General features: G+C 56.4%; 12 protein-coding genes. 6 read left to right on the top strand and 6 right to left on the bottom strand.

Features of this window, described 5'->3' with window-relative positions:
• Positions 1-57: 57 nt before the first annotated feature.
• A complete protein-coding gene (locus SH421x_RS04370; RefSeq protein WP_488854176.1) occupies positions 58-2,247 on the bottom strand; it encodes a sialate O-acetylesterase in 2,190 nt (729 codons plus the stop codon).
• A 128-nt stretch (positions 2,248-2,375) separates the two neighbouring features.
• Positions 2,376-3,146, bottom strand: coding sequence for a class I SAM-dependent methyltransferase (locus SH421x_RS04365; RefSeq protein WP_488854175.1), 771 nt, complete (start codon positions 3,144-3,146; stop codon positions 2,376-2,378).
• Between the two features lie 147 nt (positions 3,147-3,293).
• Here SH421x_RS04365 and SH421x_RS04360 point away from each other — a divergent pair, with 147 nt between their 5' ends.
• The 3 genes from SH421x_RS04360 (at position 3,294) to SH421x_RS04350 (ending at position 6,692) form a co-directional block, all read left to right on the top strand.
• Positions 3,294-4,316 (top strand): DUF3500 domain-containing protein, encoded by a 1,023-nt coding sequence (locus SH421x_RS04360; RefSeq protein WP_488854174.1) that lies wholly within the window; start codon positions 3,294-3,296, stop codon positions 4,314-4,316.
• A 226-nt stretch (positions 4,317-4,542) separates the two neighbouring features.
• Positions 4,543-4,926, top strand: a complete 384-nt coding sequence (locus SH421x_RS04355) for a PilZ domain-containing protein (RefSeq protein ID WP_488854173.1) — start codon at positions 4,543-4,545, stop codon at positions 4,924-4,926.
• 407 nt (positions 4,927-5,333) lie between these two features.
• On the top strand, positions 5,334-6,692 hold the full coding sequence (locus SH421x_RS04350) for a DUF1570 domain-containing protein (RefSeq protein WP_488854172.1): 1,359 nt from the start codon (positions 5,334-5,336) through the stop codon (positions 6,690-6,692).
• 10 nt (positions 6,693-6,702) lie between these two features.
• Here SH421x_RS04350 and glnD read toward each other — a convergent pair whose 3' ends face one another.
• From glnD to SH421x_RS04335, 3 genes are all read right to left on the bottom strand, one after another.
• Positions 6,703-9,348, bottom strand: coding sequence for a [protein-PII] uridylyltransferase (gene glnD, locus SH421x_RS04345; protein ID WP_488854171.1), 2,646 nt, complete (start codon positions 9,346-9,348; stop codon positions 6,703-6,705).
• Between the two features lie 105 nt (positions 9,349-9,453).
• Entirely contained in the window at positions 9,454-11,133 is a 1,680-nt protein-coding gene (locus SH421x_RS04340; RefSeq protein WP_488854170.1) for an FAD-dependent oxidoreductase, read from the bottom strand.
• Positions 11,134-11,197: 64 nt separating this feature from the next.
• Positions 11,198-12,538, bottom strand: coding sequence for an MFS transporter (locus SH421x_RS04335; RefSeq protein WP_488854169.1), 1,341 nt, complete (start codon positions 12,536-12,538; stop codon positions 11,198-11,200).
• Between the two features lie 252 nt (positions 12,539-12,790).
• Here SH421x_RS04335 and SH421x_RS04330 point away from each other — a divergent pair, with 252 nt between their 5' ends.
• The gene (locus SH421x_RS04330; protein ID WP_488854168.1) at positions 12,791-13,057 is read left to right on the top strand and encodes a hypothetical protein; all 267 of its coding nucleotides are present in this window, start codon (positions 12,791-12,793) and stop codon (positions 13,055-13,057) included.
• 130 nt (positions 13,058-13,187) lie between these two features.
• On the opposite strand, the gene SH421x_RS04325 is transcribed toward SH421x_RS04330, so the two are convergent.
• Positions 13,188-13,976, bottom strand: coding sequence for an enoyl-CoA hydratase/isomerase family protein (locus SH421x_RS04325; protein ID WP_488854167.1), 789 nt, complete (start codon positions 13,974-13,976; stop codon positions 13,188-13,190).
• 543 nt (positions 13,977-14,519) lie between these two features.
• Between SH421x_RS04325 and SH421x_RS04320 the strand changes: the two genes are divergently transcribed.
• Together SH421x_RS04320 and SH421x_RS04315 are read left to right on the top strand one after the other, a co-directional pair.
• Complete coding sequence (locus tag SH421x_RS04320; RefSeq protein WP_488854166.1) at positions 14,520-16,043, top strand: sigma-70 family RNA polymerase sigma factor; 1,524 nt, start codon at positions 14,520-14,522, stop codon at positions 16,041-16,043.
• Between the two features lie 256 nt (positions 16,044-16,299).
• A complete protein-coding gene (locus tag SH421x_RS04315) occupies positions 16,300-17,304 on the top strand; it encodes a sugar phosphate isomerase/epimerase family protein (RefSeq protein WP_488854165.1) in 1,005 nt (334 codons plus the stop codon).
• Positions 17,305-17,379 lie beyond the last annotated feature (75 nt).

The raw sequence follows: 17,379 nt of genomic DNA, 5'->3' as shown, positions 1-17,379 counted from the left end.
ATCGATCATCGCGCCCTCACGTCACGAGTCAGCGGAGGGCGATTTGATACTTTACAACTACTCCATCGGACGCACCAAAACTCTCAGTCGCTTGTGCATGTACTGCGACGCATTGTGGCTAAAGGTCCAGTCGCGCTGTTCGCCGGTGCTGTTGCCGATGCCGATGTCGGCGCCGCTGCCGGCGTTCCAATGATTGATGGCAAAGATCGTTAGCTTGGCGGCGGTGCCGTGCACTTGCATGCTGCCGTAACCATCTTCCGGCGGGGATTTCATATCGCCAAAATCATAAACCGTGTCCGATGCGCCGGCGACCTTGGCGGCGTTCTGGGGACCATAGTTGCTGGGCCAGAACTCAATGTTGCCTGCTTCCTGACTGAATTCTGTCGAGCCCTTGGCGTCGGCGTCGCTGATCCAAACGGTCAGCGATTTTACCGGTTGTTGAAAAGACGCGCCGCTGGCGAAAGTCGGGACGCCGATCTTGGTCAGATCGTCGGTGAACGCTTCCATTGAGACAAACGCCGCTTGGCGCTGACCGCCGGAGGTTTGCAGCTCTAGCAGATAGCCGATCCGATCAAACGAGATCGACTTGCCGCTGTTATCGACGTCGTACTTCACGCCGCCGGCGAGCTTCGCCAAGTCCAAGTCATAAATCAGCTGATAACCTTTGGCGGCGCCCACCTTCGGCAGCGCGTCAGGCTTGGGCACTTCGCCAGCACGGAAGGCTGAGGTTGGCAATCCGGCACTGTTGATCAGATTCGGCTCGGCCAGTTTGTGCCAAGCAAACCGCATTGCAACCGGTTCATCGATTTCTTTGGAGGTAAGGATCACCGAATCGCCGTCGATCTTGGCGTCGGCCTTGACCCAGCCTGTGTCTACGCCGATCACTTCAAAACTGGTTAGCGGCTGATCGTCACGCGACTTCAGCCCATCAGCGACATTGTCAAAGACAACACGAAGCGCCCCCTTCTCTTGCTTCAGCGATTTGAACGTCGGGCCATCCGCGACGATCTCTTTGCGGCCATACGTGTCTCGCAGCGCGAGATTCGCTAGACGCAATCCTACTTCTTGCTTCTTGGGCGGATGGATGTCGTTGAGGGTCGCGACGTCGTTGATCACTACCATGCCGGTGTTCGGAATCGCCAGCGCCGCGGCTTGAGCTTCCCAAAATTCGGCCAATACTTCCGGCTTTTCTTCGCCGTATTGATACGGTGCGATTTGCACGTACAGGAACGGGAAATCGCCCATGTTCCAAAGTTTGCGCCAGCCTTCGACCAGCGCTTCCATCTTGTGGGTGTAGAGCATTCCTTCGCCGTGATTCGATTCGCCCTGGTACCAGATGGCGCCGCGGAACGGCAACCCAATCAGCGGATGAATCATCGAGTTATAGATCGCGGTCGGATCACCGGCGCCGGTATGCGGCAGCAAATCATCGGGGCTGGCGGGACTGGGCGGAATCGGCTGCCCTGCGGCTGCTTTCGCTTTGGCGTCGGCCGTCCACTTCTCGATATTGGCCAAATGCTGTTTGGTTAGCGCTGTATGCTCTGGCGTGCCGGGCGTGCGCTGCTGGACGGTTTGCGACAAGCTCTTCAGCTCTTCGACGACAGCGAAACCAACCGGCGGAGTCCAAGGTTCGATCCGTGTGCCGCCCCAAGACGAGTTGATCAGGCCGATCGGCACTTCCAGCTCTTGATTCAACGTGCGTGCCATAAAGTAACCACAAGCCGTAAATCCGGCGACCGATTGCGGCGTGCAAATCTGCCAGGTTCCCTTCACATCGTCTTGCGGCGAGACCGAGGTGAGATGACTGAACTTGATCTGGCGAATCTCGGGATAGTTGGCGGCGGCGATTTCGGCGGCGGCGTTGGTCGAAGAGCCAACGGTCCATTCCATGTTCGATTGCCCCGAGCAAAGCCAGACTTCGCCCAGCAAAATATCGCTCAGCGTCAGCGTTTTGTCACCGGCAGTGACGGTCAACTTCAACGGACCACCGCCAGCTTCCATCGCCGGCAGTTCCACCTTCCAGCGACCTTGCTCATCCGCTTTGCCGGTCGCTTTGTGTTCACCCAGGGTGACCGTGACCGATTGACCAGGATCGGCCCAGCCCCAAACCGGCAGCGGCATTTGACGTTGCAGAACCATGTGGTCGCCAAAGAAGCCCGGCAGGCGAACTTCGGCAGCGGCAGGTGTCGCCATAAGAGCAGTCAGCACCAACAACAGCAGTGCCGGAATGAATCGAAGTCGAGTCATAGAGATGTTTGGGTGGACAGGGTGAGCAGGGGCGGGATAAGTGACAGCGCGGCACAAGACCGACAGCTACTAAGATAGTCTCCAGCGCAGCGCGAAGAAACAGAGCCCCCGGCGTCTGCGGCCAATTATCAAACCGGGACCAAGGCAAACGCCGAGAAAGGAGGCTGCTGCATCAGCTGGACATCCAGCCTTAAGCCGGCGTCTTCCGCCGTTAAGATCATCCAGGCAGCAGTTTCGGGAAAATCGGCCGATCGGATATGCTCGATCGCGATGTCCAGTTGTCGCTCAGAAAGTTGATCCCAGTCGGCCCGCATTCGCGTCGCCAATCGCTCAACGGATTGCGAGTAGGTCTCGTCGTCAGAGCGAACGACATCCGACCAAATAAAGCAGCCAGACCGTTTCAATACGCGGCGAATTTGGTGAAGCAGCCACGCTTTTCGCTCTTGTGAAAAGTGATGAATCGAATAGCTCCCCAGGACCAAATCAAACGACGCATCCGCTTGTTGCGGCAAGAACGTGGCGAAGTCGCTTTGCGCCAGCGTACTGCGGATCGAACTGCTGGCCCAGCGCTGCTCAGAACGAGCCAGCGCCGTCTCAGACAAGTCGACACCCACATATTCGGTCAGCGGCAGTTCGCCCAGCGCCTTCGACGCCAAATAACTGTCGCCGCAGCCGAGATCCAGCGCTCGGCCGGTGACATTTTTTGCTTTGGCATAAGCAGCAATCGCAGCCGCCAGCGTTGCATGCTGCATGTAGTCATGCTGAATGACGGCGTCGTATAGCTCCCACTGCTCAAACATTGACTTGACCGAATCAATCGCTGCTTTGTCCATCGTGTTGACTGTGGCCCAAGTAAAAGGAAAGCTGGAAAGGCATTCGTCTAGTTTGATTTTTACCACATTTGACGGGTCCAGCAGCGAGCTGCTGGGTTCGTTTCTCCGCTAGCGGCAGCAGATTCTCTTGCAAAAATTGTTTGCCACATAGGCTTGTCGGCATTCTAATAAATCACACCCCCCTGCCCTGCCTTCTTTTTCTGGAGTTCCGCTATGTCCTTGGATCGCTTCTCATCGGTCGATCGCCGTCAGTTTTTGAAAACGGCCGGCGCCGGCGCCGCTTTGGCTGCAACAGCGCCGGGTTTGCTGTTGGGGGAAGAGACAAAACCGGCAGCCAACGCTCAGGCTCCTGAATCTTTGGTCAAGCATTTGTTTGACTCGATGAACGAGAAGCAGAAGCAAGAGCTTTGCCTGCCGTGGGACCATACCGACTCGCGCGGCTTGCTGCGAACCCGCGTTCAAAACAATTGGCACATCACCAAGCCGGTCATCAATAGCGACTACTTCACCAGCGATCAAAAACATCTGATTCGTAAGATATTTGAAGGCCTAGTCGCCGAAGATTGGATCGAGCGTTTTGATCGTCAATTGAAAGACGACGCTGGCGGTTTCGGCAATGATCAAAACATTGCGATTTTCGGTACCCCCGGCCAAGACAAGTTTGAGTTGGTCATGACTGGTCGCCATATGACGATTCGCTGTGACGGCGATTCGACCGAACATGTCGCTTTCGGCGGGCCAATTTTCTATGGGCATGCAGCCAAAGGTTTCAACGAAAAGCCCGATCATCCCGGCAATGTCTTCTGGAACCAAGCAGTCGCGGCGAACAACGTTTACAAGATCCTGGATGGCAAACAACAGCAGCAAGCGTTGCTGAAGACTGCTCCGTTTGAAGAAGATGTCAAGTTCCAGGGGCCAGAAGGCAAGTTTTTGGGAATCAAGGTCGCCGATCTTTCTAGCGATCAAAAGGAGGGGGTTCAAAAGGTCCTGCAAACGCTGATCGCTCCTTACCGGCAATCAGATCGTGACGAAGTCGTTACCTGCTTGTCCAAAAATGGGGGCCTGGACGAATGTCGGCTCGCCTTCTTCAAAGAAGATAACCTCGGCGACGACCAGGTCTGGGATATCTGGCGACTGGAAGGTCCCAGCTTTGTCTGGCATTATCGGGGCAGCCCTCACGTCCACTGTTGGGTCAATGTGGCGGATACGCCTGACGTCGTAACCAATACGGGTTAATCACGACTCTGTTTTGCACGGATAATCGTCACAGCCCAACTATCTGCTCCCCAGGATGCGTATCACCGCAACCTTAAGGGACTCGATGATTTGGCAGCTTGACGTTTGGGTAGTAGGCTTCCGATATGGTGTGTCTGCCTACCCCCAATCAGGTCCTATCCGTTCAATGACCAAGCCCTCCAATCTCGAATGCTTCGAAATACTCGAGGAGTTTGCCGAGGAGGCTTTGCAAACTCTCGACGTAGAAGCTTCGTTGGATGCGTTGCTTGGTGAAGACTTTGATAACATCGAGGTGATGCGAGAACGCCGCCGTAGTCCGCGGCACCCGTTCCAAACGACGCAGATGTACGCCGAATACGATGGCGAAAACATGCCGCCGACGGCCCGTTTTCGTCATGCCACGTTTCACGACATCTCCTCGACCGGCGTCGCCTTTGTACTGCCGAATAAACCGACGCATGCGCGCTTTATCCTAGCGATCGGACTCGCACCGTTTCGTTTCTTTGAGGCCGAACTGGTGCATGTCCGTGAAACGCAGGTGGATGGGCGAATGAGCTATCAACTTGGCTGCCGCTTGGTCCGCCGCATTACTCTGACCAAGCCAAGCTAGCGCCGGGCACGTCCGGCAGGCGCCTGCTTGCGTCTTTTTCGAGTTGCGCGAGGGTATAATTAATCAAGTAGGTCTCTTCGTAGCCTATTGCGTTAGCAAGGGAAATGCGGGCGGCGACCCTCAATCGGTTCAAAGCAACGAGTGCATTCCCCGTTTACGCTATTTCGAACCGATTCAACACTAGCCCTCAGCGCCAGCGAGGGAATACGGCTGGCGACTTCAATCCAGATTGGCATCGCCAATCACATTCCCTCGCTGGCGCTGCGGGCTAGTGTGAGAAGTTTCGACTTGATTCCTATCTTGTTTTACCGCTCTTCCTGCGTGACATTGCCGTGTTCTATGCTCCTTTTCGGCCGAACAGCATCCAAGTTCGATCGCGTTCTTTCCAGCTATCCCCTTGGCCCCCCTTGTTCACTCCAACACTCTCCCTCCTGCTTGTGCTTGGGTTCGCAGCGATCGTTGCGGCGGCCGAGAGCGACACGTTGACCCTCAACAATGGGCGGACGCTCCAGGGGATGATCTTGTCGCAGCAGGAGGATGGCGTCGAGTTTTTGGAGATTGTGCAACCAGCAGGCAAACCAACTTTTGGCGTCGTGCAAAACCACGCCCACCGAGAAATTCGCGCGCTGGCCAAAGCGGACCCAGCGGCCCGAGCGCAATTGATCAAACGGGTCGAACGTCTCCGCAACCACACGCAGATCGAAGCCGAAAATCGAGAAACCATTCAACTGAAAAGCGTCAAACAACATGACGTCGAATATCGGGTCGCCGCAGGCGATGGCTACGATCTTTTCAGTCGACTGGACGAGGCGCTAACGCGCCGGATGGCGGTTCGGTTGGAACAGGCGTTTCGCGCTTACCAGCACATGATTCCGCCGCGCAAGGAGAGCGAATCTCGCCTTCGAATCTTGCTGTTTGACGACATGCGTGAATACTCCGACTACACCGCAACGTTGGGCGCCGTCGTACGCAATCCGGCGATTTTTTTGCCGCAAGATCGGCTAATCCTGGTCGGCACAGATTTTCGACGCCTGCAACAGCAAACCGCAGCGGCTAATGCCGAACATCAACGTCAGTTGAACTGGTGGGATCAGCTACGTCGTGAACTGCCGGCCCAACTAGACGCGCATCGCAAACTATTGACCATGGCGAAGATTGCTCCAGAAGAAATTGAACAGGAAGTCGCCATCCGGCGCGAGACTTTTCTGCGTCAGCGTCAAGAAGCGCTCGCCCGCATCAAAACAGTCGAACGGTCGAACCATGATTCGCTAGAGCGCGCGGTGGCTGACACGACGCGAAGACTCTATCACGAAGCTTTCCACGCCTATCTCGAATGCTTCGTCTTTCCAGTCGCCGACTACGATGTTCCGATCTGGCTGAACGAAGGACTCGCTCAACTATTTGAACATGGACAATTAGAAGGGGACGCGTTTCGCATTGACGCTCCTCCGGCGGAACTCGTCGCCGAACTTCAAAAACGGCTCGCGGCGACCGATCGTCCGCTGTTGGCCGAATTGCTTGACCGCGACAGCGCCGCCTTTGTGCTGACCACCTCCCCGCATCGCGAACAGTTGGACTACGCGCTAGCGTGGGGACTGGCCTGGCGACTAGTCTTTGAAGAACGGCTGTTTGAAGGGAATCGCCTGGAGCAAATGGTCCGTTCTGACTCTAGTCGCCGCGAGCGACTAGAAGCGTTGCTAGGCGAGCCGCTGGATCTGTTTGAGCCGAAATGGCGCGCGTACGCTACCGCCTTGTCTCAACCCTAGCGCGATCATTCTAATCATTTTGGGCAAGGAACTCATCCACCGCTTCGATCAAGCGGCGGCTCACCTCTTGCAACTGTTGTTCATCCTCGATCTTCTTGCCGGACTTGTCCGAAACGTAGAAGACGTCGACCACTTGATCCAGATGCGTGGCGATTTTGGCGATCGAAACGCTGAGTCCCAACTGATAGATCGTACGAGAGATCGCGTACAACAAGCCGACGCGGTTATGCGCGAAAATGTCGATAATCGTGAACTGCTCCGACGTGTCATTGTCAATTTTGACTTCGGTCGGCAGCACCTGCACTTGTGCTGCGGTGCGCGAAGCTTTGCTGGTCCAACGAGAGCGGAAGTTCGGTGGAGCGTCATTCTTGTCGAGCACCATCTTCATGATCTTGGCTGATAGATCCTCCATCCGACTGGTGGTCGGCGCTCCGCTCGACTCTTGATCAATCACGCAGAAACGATCCAGCACCAATCCGTCAGCCAGCGTGTTGATCTCGGCCGAAAGAATGCTCATCCGCAAACTGCTGACCGCGCCGGCGATCCGATGAAACACCCCCGGCACCACCTGTTCGTGCGTGCCGACCGTGATTTCGATGACGTCGCGGTCCGCCAGATAGGTCGTCCCTACAAAGGCGGCGTCGACCGGCAATCTTTGCAGTTGCACTAGTTCATCCACAATCCGATCAGCAGGCGTGTCGTTCAAATAACTGGGGGGCATCGCATTAAATTGCCGCTTAAACCACGCGGGGTCATCTTGCTTTTGCGCCAATTGCTCGAGACGCTCACGTTTGTTGCGGCCCCGCTTGGATTCCCCTTCCAGTTCTACTCCCAGATGCCGCATCGACGCTCGATAGAGTTCTCCCAAGACGCGAACTTTCCAATCGTTCAACACGCCAGGTCCCACCCCGTCGAAGTCAGCGCAGGTCAACACAAAGAGCATCTTCACAAGCTCAGGCGAACCGATATCGACCGCAAACCGCACGACCAATTCTTTGTCAGTCGTATCGCGGCGAAACGCCAGGTGCGACATCACCAAGTGATTCTGCACCAAAGAACGCAACTGCTCCGCTTCGCGCGGCGTCAAATGCAGTTTGGCGGCGGTCTCTAAAGCGTAGCGCGCGCCGACGTCACTATGATCTTCTTCAAAGCCTTTCCCCAAGTCATGAATCAACAGCGCTAAATGCAGTATCCGTTTGGAACGAAGCGATCGATACGCTTCGCCTAGCACATCATCACGATCCTGAAACTTGGTGGCGCAGCGAACCGTTTCGATGCAATGCACGTCAACGGTGTATTTGTGGTACTGGTTAAATTGCAACAGCGCCTTGGCGTGCGGCATGCCGGGGATGATTTTTTCAAGGACGCCCAGCTCGTTTAAGCGGCTCAACAATTCGCCCAACCTCGGCGGCTGCGACATGATCGAGAGAAATCGCCGTCGACCATCATCGTCCAGCTCAATCTCGCTGATCGTCTGCATCTTCAAGCGGATTGATTCCCATGTGGGATGATCGATCCACCGATCGTACAGATTGGCCAGATCCATCAGACGCAAGATCTCCGAGACTTGACCGCTTTTCTCTACTTTCCAGCGTTTGGAAGTGCTAATCACCGACGGGCCAACATAGGTGTCGCGATCAACGCGATGCGTCATCAACGGAGCAAGGGTCCGAAACAGCAGCGAACGAGGGCGGATCGTTTCGATAAAGTTGCTGACGACGCTGCGCACGCCGCTGGAATGGAGAAAGTATTGCTGCATGAACTGCTCGACCGGCAACATCCCCTTGGTGCCGACATACCCGTAGCGATCCGCCAGGCGAAGTTGCTCGCCGCGATCTAATTGATCGTTCGACTTGCCGGCATGAAAGTGCATCTCGTTGCGAATCTGCAAAAAGAAATTCCGCGCGTTCCGCAGGATCTGCCGATCTCGATCGGTAAGGACGCCCAACAGACTCAACGAGTCAATCTCGACCTCTCCGCATTTTGCGAAGCCGAGCCAGCGCAACAATTGAATGCCGCGCAGCCCGCCGCGTGAGCGTTTGAGGTTCGGCTCTAGCAGATAGACGGCGTCTCCATATTGGACCCGTTCGCTATGTCGAGCTTCAAGAATCGCGTAGAACAACCCACGAAATCTTCGGACAGCACGATTGCGGAGTTGATCGGCGAAGCTGCGGAACAGCGAGACGCTGCCGGTCAGATATCGATTTTCGGCCAGGGATGTAAATATCATCGCGTCCGACAACGCCAAACTGATCGCTTGTTTTGGCGTTCGCAAACTATGTCCCAACACCAGGCCAACATCGGACATATCCTGCACCATCCGTTTGGCCAGTTCCGCCGCTCGCGCGAAGGCGCTGGGATGATGCAAGATCATCAAGTCGACATCCGAGTACGGCGCGGTGTCGCGTCGCCCATAACCGCCATGCGGGACCAAGCTGACCTTCGAGACCAGTCCGTTGGGTCCATCTTCGCCCAGATCCACCAGCGCCGCTTCAAATAGATCAAGTACGATCTGATCAAAGAGATCGGTCATCCGGGTGCAGACCTGGGCCCCAGGCGAACCTTGATCATGTTGCAGACGAAGCTTCTCGCGGCCTTGAGCCAACGTTTCTTTCGCTTTCAGGACGCTGGGTCGCAAGCGGAGCGCTGAATTCATCGATAGTTACGGCGTTGACGGATCAAGGGAAAAAATCGGCTACCGGTTACAGATTTGCCATTGAATTCTAGGTTAATCGACGCGGCAAGGTTAGCAGGTCAAGTCTTACTCGTCCGATCTCTTGGCGATTGCCCACTCACGCACTAGCGCCCCTCCGGATAAGTTCTGCACGTCAGAGAACCCGTTTTGTCGCAAAATCCGGGCAGCCACATGGGCACGGACGCCCACCCCGCACGAAACTACCGTCGGACGATCCGGATCAAGCTCCCCAAGCCGCTCGCGCAGCTCATCCAGCGGAATCGCGATCGCATCAGCGGCGCCAGCCAACGGTTTGGTGGTGACTTCCTTGTCGGTCCGCACGTCAATGACCTGCTGACCGGCTAAATTTGCGTCACTCTCTAGAAACAGATCGATTCCATCTAGAAAGTTACAAGCCGAGAAAGCCGCCATATGAACCGGATCTTTGGCCGCTCCAAACGGCGGCGCGTAGGCGAGATCGACCCCCGCCAACTGGCGAACCGTTCCTCCAAATTGCATCGCAGTCGCAATCACGTCGATTCGCTTGTCGACCCCTTCGACGCCAACGCACTGCGCTCCAAGGATCTTACCGCTCTCAGGTGCAAAAACCAGCTTCAGCACCAACTGCTTGGCGCCGGGATAGTAACCAGCGTGGTGATTGGCTGCGATCGTCACGCTGCGGGCATCGATCCCCAACTTCCGCGCCATTTTGACGCTCAACCCGGTAATCGCCGCGACTTGATCAAAGACGCGGACGATCGCGGTCCCTTGTACATCCGGCATTTCGGCAGAAGTTCCGGTGGCCGCATGCTCGCCGGCCAGGCGTCCGGCGCGATTCGCCGGCCCCGCTAACGGCACGCGCTGCTGCTGTCCGGTTGGTCCGTAAGGATATTCGGCCACATCGCCAACCGCGTAGATATCAGGATCGGCGGTCTGTGAAAAACGGTTGACCATGACGCCGCCGGTCGGTCCGATTTCGAGCCCCGCTGCCTTGGCAAGTTGCGAATTGGGTCGAACCCCCAATCCCAGGATCACCAGATCGCCGGTCGCGACTTCACCGCTCTGCAGCTTGACTCCTGACGCGTTGCCTCGCTCGTCCGTCAGGATACCGGCGATCCCGTCGCCTAAATACAGCTGGACATCGCGGCTTCGGATCGCCTTCTCCAGTGGATACGACATCTCTGGATCCATCGGCGGCAAGACCTGCGGTTGCAGTTCGGCCAGTGCGATCTTGAGCTCAAGTCGATGCAGTTGCTCGACCATTTCCAATCCAATAAAGCCAGCGCCCACAATCACCGCTTTGCGAGCCGAGGTTTTGAGCGCGTGCTCCTGGATTTTATCGGCGTCGGCCAAGTTGCGCAGCGTGAAGACGCCGGGAGCCTTGGAGTTCTCTATGGGCGGAACCAGCGGCGAGGCGCCCGGCGAGAGAATCAACTTGTCGTATTTCAGCGTGTAATCCGCATTTTTCAGGTGATCGTGCACCGTTAGCTGCTGGGCGGCGCGATCGATGCTGGTCGCTTCTTGATTGGCGCGAACATCAATCCGAAACCGTTTGCGCAGCAGCTCAGCCGTCGCGACCAACAGCTTCTGCCGCTCAGCGATTTCGCCCCCAATGTAGTAGGGGAGCCCGCAGTTGGCGAACGATACATGCTCATCCTTTTCCAGCAGGATGATCTGCGCAGTTTCGTTCATCCGCCGAGCCCGAGTCGCAGCGGATGCTCCGCCGGCGACTCCACCGATGATGACGATCGTAGTTTTTTGGGGCATAGCAAGCGATTCCTCAGCCTAGGTAGTGACGAAATCGATTCTATGCGAACCGGCGGCGTTGGCTCTAGTCGTCAGTCATATCTTCTGCCGACGGTTCTGGCAAAAAGAACGAACAGACCGTCCCCACCAAACAGACAAACAACACGACGGCGCCGGCTGCCAATGCGGTCGATTTGTCGGGCATGTAACTGGCCAACAGCGACGTCACCAAAGCGAATGAAGTGCCAAACATGCGCCCGCCGATATTGGCGGCAAAGCTTTCGCCGGTTCCCCGTAAATGCAGCGGATAAACCCGCGGCAGATAGTTACCCCAAAAGCTGAACTGTCCGACAGTCAAAAAACCGGCGAAGAAGATGCCGTATTGCAGCAGCGTGAGATTATCTCGCGCCGGGAAAAAGTAGAGCAGCGGGATAAAGAGGAGCGCCGGAATCAGGAACAACCGAATCAGCAGCCCGCGCCGGACAATCACCACCGCCAGCATCGCCAACGCAAATCGTCCTGCCAAACCGCCGACCTCTTGCACTCCGTTCACTTCTGTGGCTACCGACTGCTCGATCGTTCGCTGCTCGGGGATCGGCTTGCCGGCTGTCATTGCTTTCACCTGCGGCAAGTCCGGCACAATCCGCGGCGTTTGTTGCAATGCGCCAAATGCAATGCCGTAAGAACAGGCGAACATAATCGTGGTGACAATCGTCGTCCGTCGCAGCTCTGGCGAGAAAAGCTGGGCGATGCTCGGACGCTTCAGCGTTCCGGCAGCCTTCTTCTCAGCCCAGGCAGGCGACTCTGGCAGGAACGGACGAATGATTAACAACGGAATCGCCGGGATGACCCCTGAGATTAAAGTGTAGCGCCACGCCTCATGACCGCCCATGATTTCCGGAAGGTGCGAGCCGTAGTGAATCGCAAGATAGTTGGCCAAGGTGACCAGCATCCCCCCGACTGATGAGAAAGCTTGGGTAAATCCCAAGACCGCCTCGCGGCGTTTGACATCAGGGAAAAGTTCGGCTAACCAAGCGACCGCCGCGACAAATTCGACGCAGACGCCGATAAAAGTAAAGCAGCGCAAAATCAGCAACATCTCTACCGAGGTGCTAAACCCCGATGCGGCAGCCGACACGGCGTACAGCAAAATACTGCCGACCAGCACACGGCGGCGGCCCCACAAGTCGGTCAAATATCCGCCCAGCAAACCAAACACGCCGCCAGCCATCGCCGGAACAAAGAAGAGCAGTCCCACCCAGCGATTAAATTCGGCCGACCCCGGGTCCGCTCCGATCAGCTCTTGCAGCGCCGGCCGTACAATCAACGGCAGCATCAGCAACTCATAAATATCGAAGGCAAAGCCAATCGACGCGATCACGCAAACGGTCCACTGAACGGCGGTGAGACGAGGCAAGTTCGACATGATGGGATCGCAAGGGGTGGGAGAGGGAGAACAACCAGTGGACCGGCCCAAAGCCAGCTACAAACGCGTCACGACGAATTCTCAAGAGACGCCGACCACCGCACAAGACGTCTTCCCAGCAAAATCGACAAGATTGTCCCATCCGCCCCCAATCGAGCGGCCAAATATGTCGCCGGAATAGGCGAAAGCGTGATATAGGCTACACTTCCTTATCCCTGGCCTACTCGGATGTCACTTGAGAAAGTCATTTCAGTGAACGAACAACACGAAGAATCGCCCAGTCAGCAACTCGACGAAATCAAACGTCTGATCAAAGCCCGCCAAAAGCTCGCCGCGATCAAACTCCTGCGAGAAGAAACTGGACGCGGGCTTAAAGAGTCGAAAGAAACCGTTGAAAAGATCGAACTGCAAATGGTCGCCGACGGCGAACTCGACAAAGCCGGCTCTGTCGGCTGCAGCGGCATGATCTTGCTGGCCGCGACGACGATCGGAGCGGGAACGCTTTGGCTGCTGGCCTAGATGCCGGCCCTCTTCTTAGCCCGCTGCGCAAGCGAGGGAAATGCGTTCGACTACTTCAATCCGCATTGGAATTGCCGTCCGATTTTCCCTCGCTTGCGCAGCGGGCTACGAAGAATTCTTGGCGCCCCAGTTAAGTCGGCCATTTTGGCTCTCGTTTCTCCAGAAACGCTTTCATCCCTTCGGCCGCCGCTTCGGTCGTACGACTGGTGGCGCTGGCCGCAGCTCCGGCGGCGAGGAACGTTTCGAGCGTTTCGCCGATCGTTTCGTTCAGCATTCGCTTGGTCAGCTGAATCGCTTCGTCAGCCGACAACGCAACTTCTTTGGCGATTTCCATTCCGCGAGCCCACAGCTTCTCGTCGGGCTGCAGCTCTTGAAAAATGCCGATCGCCTCGGCGCGCTGGGCTGAAATGGTCTCGGCCAGCAACAACAGACGAGCCGCGTGCGATCCCCCGACTCGGAAGGTAAGCAGCGGTGCGCACAGCCCCGAGATCACCCCGCGACGCGGCTCCGGAAAGCCAAATGTAGCCGCTGGCGAAGCGATGACGAAGTCTGCCGCGAGGACCAAACCCGCTCCCCCGGCGACGGCCGGACCATTGACCGCGGCGATGATCGGCTTGGGAAAACGAAGCATCAGATCATACAGGTCGCGCAGCCGAACCACATCGTCGCGCCATTGATCAAACGAGTCTTCTTCGCCGGCGGCGGCGTGCATCTCGGCCAGATCCAAGCCAGCGCAAAACGCGCTGCCGGCGCCGGTCAACAAGATCGCGCGTACACTTTTCTCCCCATGCAGGTCGCGAAAGGCCTGTTCAAGCTCTTCGATCATCGCCCGCGACAGAGCGTTCCGCTTCTCGGGACGGTTCAAAATGATCGTGCCGAGGGGGACATGTTTCTTCACTAGGACGATCGGTTCACTCATTTTGATCACGTCAGCCTCGGATGATCTGCGCAGGACAGTTGGATTAGTTTCGATGTTCTTATAATAGCGAATTTCGCAAAATTGCGACAAGTCCTATGACTGTAATGACTTACACAGATATCACCACAATTAGGGAATATCCCTCTTGGGCGAATCTGTGAAGAATCGAACATGTTGCAGCTTAACCACATCGATGTTTTCTGCGGTTTTACGGAACTTCTAGTCGTCAATGAAACACCTAGTTAATAACGCTTGCTGAAGTTCTAGCGAGTTTCCCAGCCCGATTCCCCCCCTCCTTTTCACTTCATTCGAGGTCCTTTGTCGTTGTACGTAATCACAGAACCATGCCGGATGATGCGCTCCGGCAACACGAAAGCCGCCAGGGAGGTGCTGCCGTATTTTTTTAAAGCGTGTGATGGATTGCGTTTAGGTCGATTTGCGACCATTTAATGTGGGTTCGGCACGGACGCTGCTTCTATGTGGATCGTCGCCTGATCGCTGACTCGCGGTCGCCCAGTCAGAACTCTCGAGGAGAACGCACCTATGGCTCACGCTTTCGATAATGATGACTTTGAACAAGATGACGCTGCCCGCTTTCCGGCCGAAGTCGCCGACGAGCAAGATGAGTTGTTTGAAGACCCCAGCGACGATAGCCAGATCGATGACCCGATCCGCATGTATCTGATGCAGATGGGCGAAATCCCGATGCTGTCGCGAGAAGAAGAGGTCAACGCCGCACGTCAGATCGAATTCTGGCGAACTCGTTTCCGTCATGCGTTCATCTCGAACGACTTCATTCTGGAACAATCGGTGCAGCTGCTCGAGCAGGTTCGCGACGGCAAATTGCGTCTCGATCGGACCGTCGAAGTCTCGGTCACCAACGCCAAAGAGAAAAAGAACATCATGCGTCGGATCGGACCCAATCTGGTCACGCTCCGCAAACTGCTTAGCGGCAATGTCGCCGACTTCAAAGTCGTGATCAGCAAGTCGGCTTCGTTGGCCCAACGCTGTGCTGCATCCAAAAATATGATCCGGCGCCGCGCCAAAGCGGTTCGCCTGATCGAAGAATTGAATCTCCGCACCAACAAGATCTCGGCCCTGCTGCCGAAGTTGCGTGAAATCTCGGAGCGAATGGACACGCTGTTGGGCCAGATCGACGAAGCGACCAAAGCCGGCGTTTCTCGTACCGGCCAGACGGTCAACGAACTACGCACCGAGCTGCGATATCTGATGAAGGTGACGCTCGAAAGCCCCACGCTGCTGCGTCGTCGCTTGCTGCGGATCAGCGAATTCCAGGAAGAATACGACGCCGCCAAGCGTTTGCTATCAGCCGGAAACCTGCGGCTGGTGGTCTCGATCGCCAAAAAGTATCGCAACCGCGGGCTCAGCTTCCTTGACCTGATTCAGGAAGGAAACACCGGCCTGATGCGTGCGGTCGACAAGTTTGAGTACCAACGGGGCTACAAATTTTCGACTTACGCCACGTGGTGGATTCGACAGGCGATTACCCGGGCCATCGCTGATCAAAGCCGCACCATTCGCGTGCCGGTCCACATGATCGATACCATGGGCAAGGTTCGCGCAGTGACTCGTGATCTGCTGCAAGAGCTAGGTCGCGATCCGACTGCCGATGAAGTCGCCGAACGTGCTGGACTATCGCTGGACGACGCTCGCGTCATCCTCAAGATGAATCGCAATCCGTTATCGCTCGACCAACCGGTGGGCGATCATGACGACAGCTTCTTTGGCGAATTCCTCGAAGATCATCGCGACGAAGACCCGCTGTATGAAACCCACCAACAAGCCCTCAAAGACCGCTTGTGCGAAGTGCTGGAGGCCCTCAACCATCGCGAACGTGAGATCATTCGCCTGCGTTATGGCCTGACCGACGGTTACTCGTACACGCTGGAAGAAGTGGGCAAGATTTTCTCGGTCACTCGCGAACGCGTTCGCCAGATCGAATCGAAAGCAGTTCGCAAACTGCAACAGCCCTACCGCAGCCGCGGCTTAGCTAGTTTTTTGGAAGGCGCCGAAGAACTTGTCGCCGACCATGCCGAAACCGCCTAAGAGCTAGTTCTTAGGCCCACAATCTTTGGGTGCGTGAGAGGGCGAGTCCGCCAGGCGACAACCATCGGACTTGCCCTCTCCCCTTTTCTTGGCGCTCTGCTCGCTTGGCGACCAGGCGACCTCTAGCGGCGGCAGGTTGCAAGCTGACCCGGCAAGGGGCAAAATACCTGTTTCCTGCGACTTGCCCCGCGGTGACCTTATCCAGTCACAACCGCGCAAATCTCACCCCATCTACGACGCCTTAGAGGAGCTCCACATGGCACGACCCGTTATGATGTTCACCGGCCAATGGGCCGACTTAAAACTGGACGACATGGCCAAGGCGATGCGCGAATTTGGTTTTGATGGCCTGGAACTCGCCTGCTGGGGTGATCACTTTGAAGTCGATCGCGCCAACGCCGAAGGGGACTACTGCGACAAAAAACGAGAGCAGCTCGAAAAATACGATCTACAATGCCTAGCGATCAGCGCCCACTTGGTTGGTCAGGCCGTTTGCGACGTGATTGACGAGCGGCACAAGTCGATCCTGCCTCCATACGTCTGGGGAGACGGCGACCCGGCCGGCGTCAATGCTCGCGCTATCGAAGAAATGAAAGCGACCGCCCGCGCCGCCCAAAAGTTTGGCGTTCCCGTGGTGAACGGCTTCACCGGCAGCAGCATCTGGCACTTGCTCTATAGCTTTCCGCCGGTTCCGCCCAAGATGATCGACGCCGGCTTTCAGCTATTCGCCGATCGCTGGAATCCAATCCTAGACGTCTTTGGCGAGTGCGGCGTGAAATTCGCGCTCGAAGTCCACCCCACCGAGATCGCGTTCGACATTTACACCGCCCAGCGCGCCCTAGAAGCGGTCGGCCATCGTGAAGAGTTCGGTTTCAACTTTGATCCTAGCCATCTGCTGTGGCAAGGGATTGATCCGGTCGAGTTCATTCGGGCTTTCCCCGACCGGATTTATAACGTGCACATCAAAGACGCGATCGTCACGCTCAACGGCCGCGGCAGCATCTTGGGAAGCCACATCGACTTTGGCGATTATCGCCGCGGTTGGAACTTCCGCAGCCCCGGTCACGGTGGCGTCAACTTTGAAGAGATCATCCGCGCTCTCAATGACATCGGCTACGATGGCCCGCTGTCGATCGAATGGGAAGACTCTGGCATGGACCGCATGCACGGCGCCCAAGAGTCTTGCCAGTTTGTCCGCGAGATCGATTTTGCTCCCAGCAACGTCGCGTTTGACGCCGCATTCGACAAAGAGAAGCAATAAGCGAATTAGTCGCTACGATCGGTACAACCCTTCAAGGCCGTCGGTATCCTTTCCGACGGCCTTTTTGCTGACCAG

Source organism: Blastopirellula sp. SH421, assembly GCF_057808535.1.
This window is presented reverse-complemented; position numbering and strand designations above follow the sequence as displayed.

What these genes read in the sequence shown, in the direction of transcription:
- SH421x_RS04370 (WP_488854176.1), bottom strand. Translation starts at nt 2,247, where the DNA reads ATGACTCGACTTCGATTCATTCCGGCACTGCTGTTGTTGGTGCTGACT.
- SH421x_RS04360 (WP_488854174.1), top strand. Translation starts at nt 3,294, where the DNA reads ATGTCCTTGGATCGCTTCTCATCGGTCGATCGCCGTCAGTTTTTGAAA.
- glnD (WP_488854171.1), bottom strand. Translation starts at nt 9,348, where the DNA reads ATGAATTCAGCGCTCCGCTTGCGACCCAGCGTCCTGAAAGCGAAAGAA.
- SH421x_RS04340 (WP_488854170.1), bottom strand. Translation starts at nt 11,133, where the DNA reads ATGCCCCAAAAAACTACGATCGTCATCATCGGTGGAGTCGCCGGCGGA.
- SH421x_RS04335 (WP_488854169.1), bottom strand. Translation starts at nt 12,538, where the DNA reads ATGTCGAACTTGCCTCGTCTCACCGCCGTTCAGTGGACCGTTTGCGTG.
- SH421x_RS04325 (WP_488854167.1), bottom strand. Translation starts at nt 13,976, where the DNA reads ATGAGTGAACCGATCGTCCTAGTGAAGAAACATGTCCCCCTCGGCACG.
- SH421x_RS04320 (WP_488854166.1), top strand. Translation starts at nt 14,520, where the DNA reads ATGGCTCACGCTTTCGATAATGATGACTTTGAACAAGATGACGCTGCC.
- SH421x_RS04315 (WP_488854165.1), top strand. Translation starts at nt 16,300, where the DNA reads ATGGCACGACCCGTTATGATGTTCACCGGCCAATGGGCCGACTTAAAA.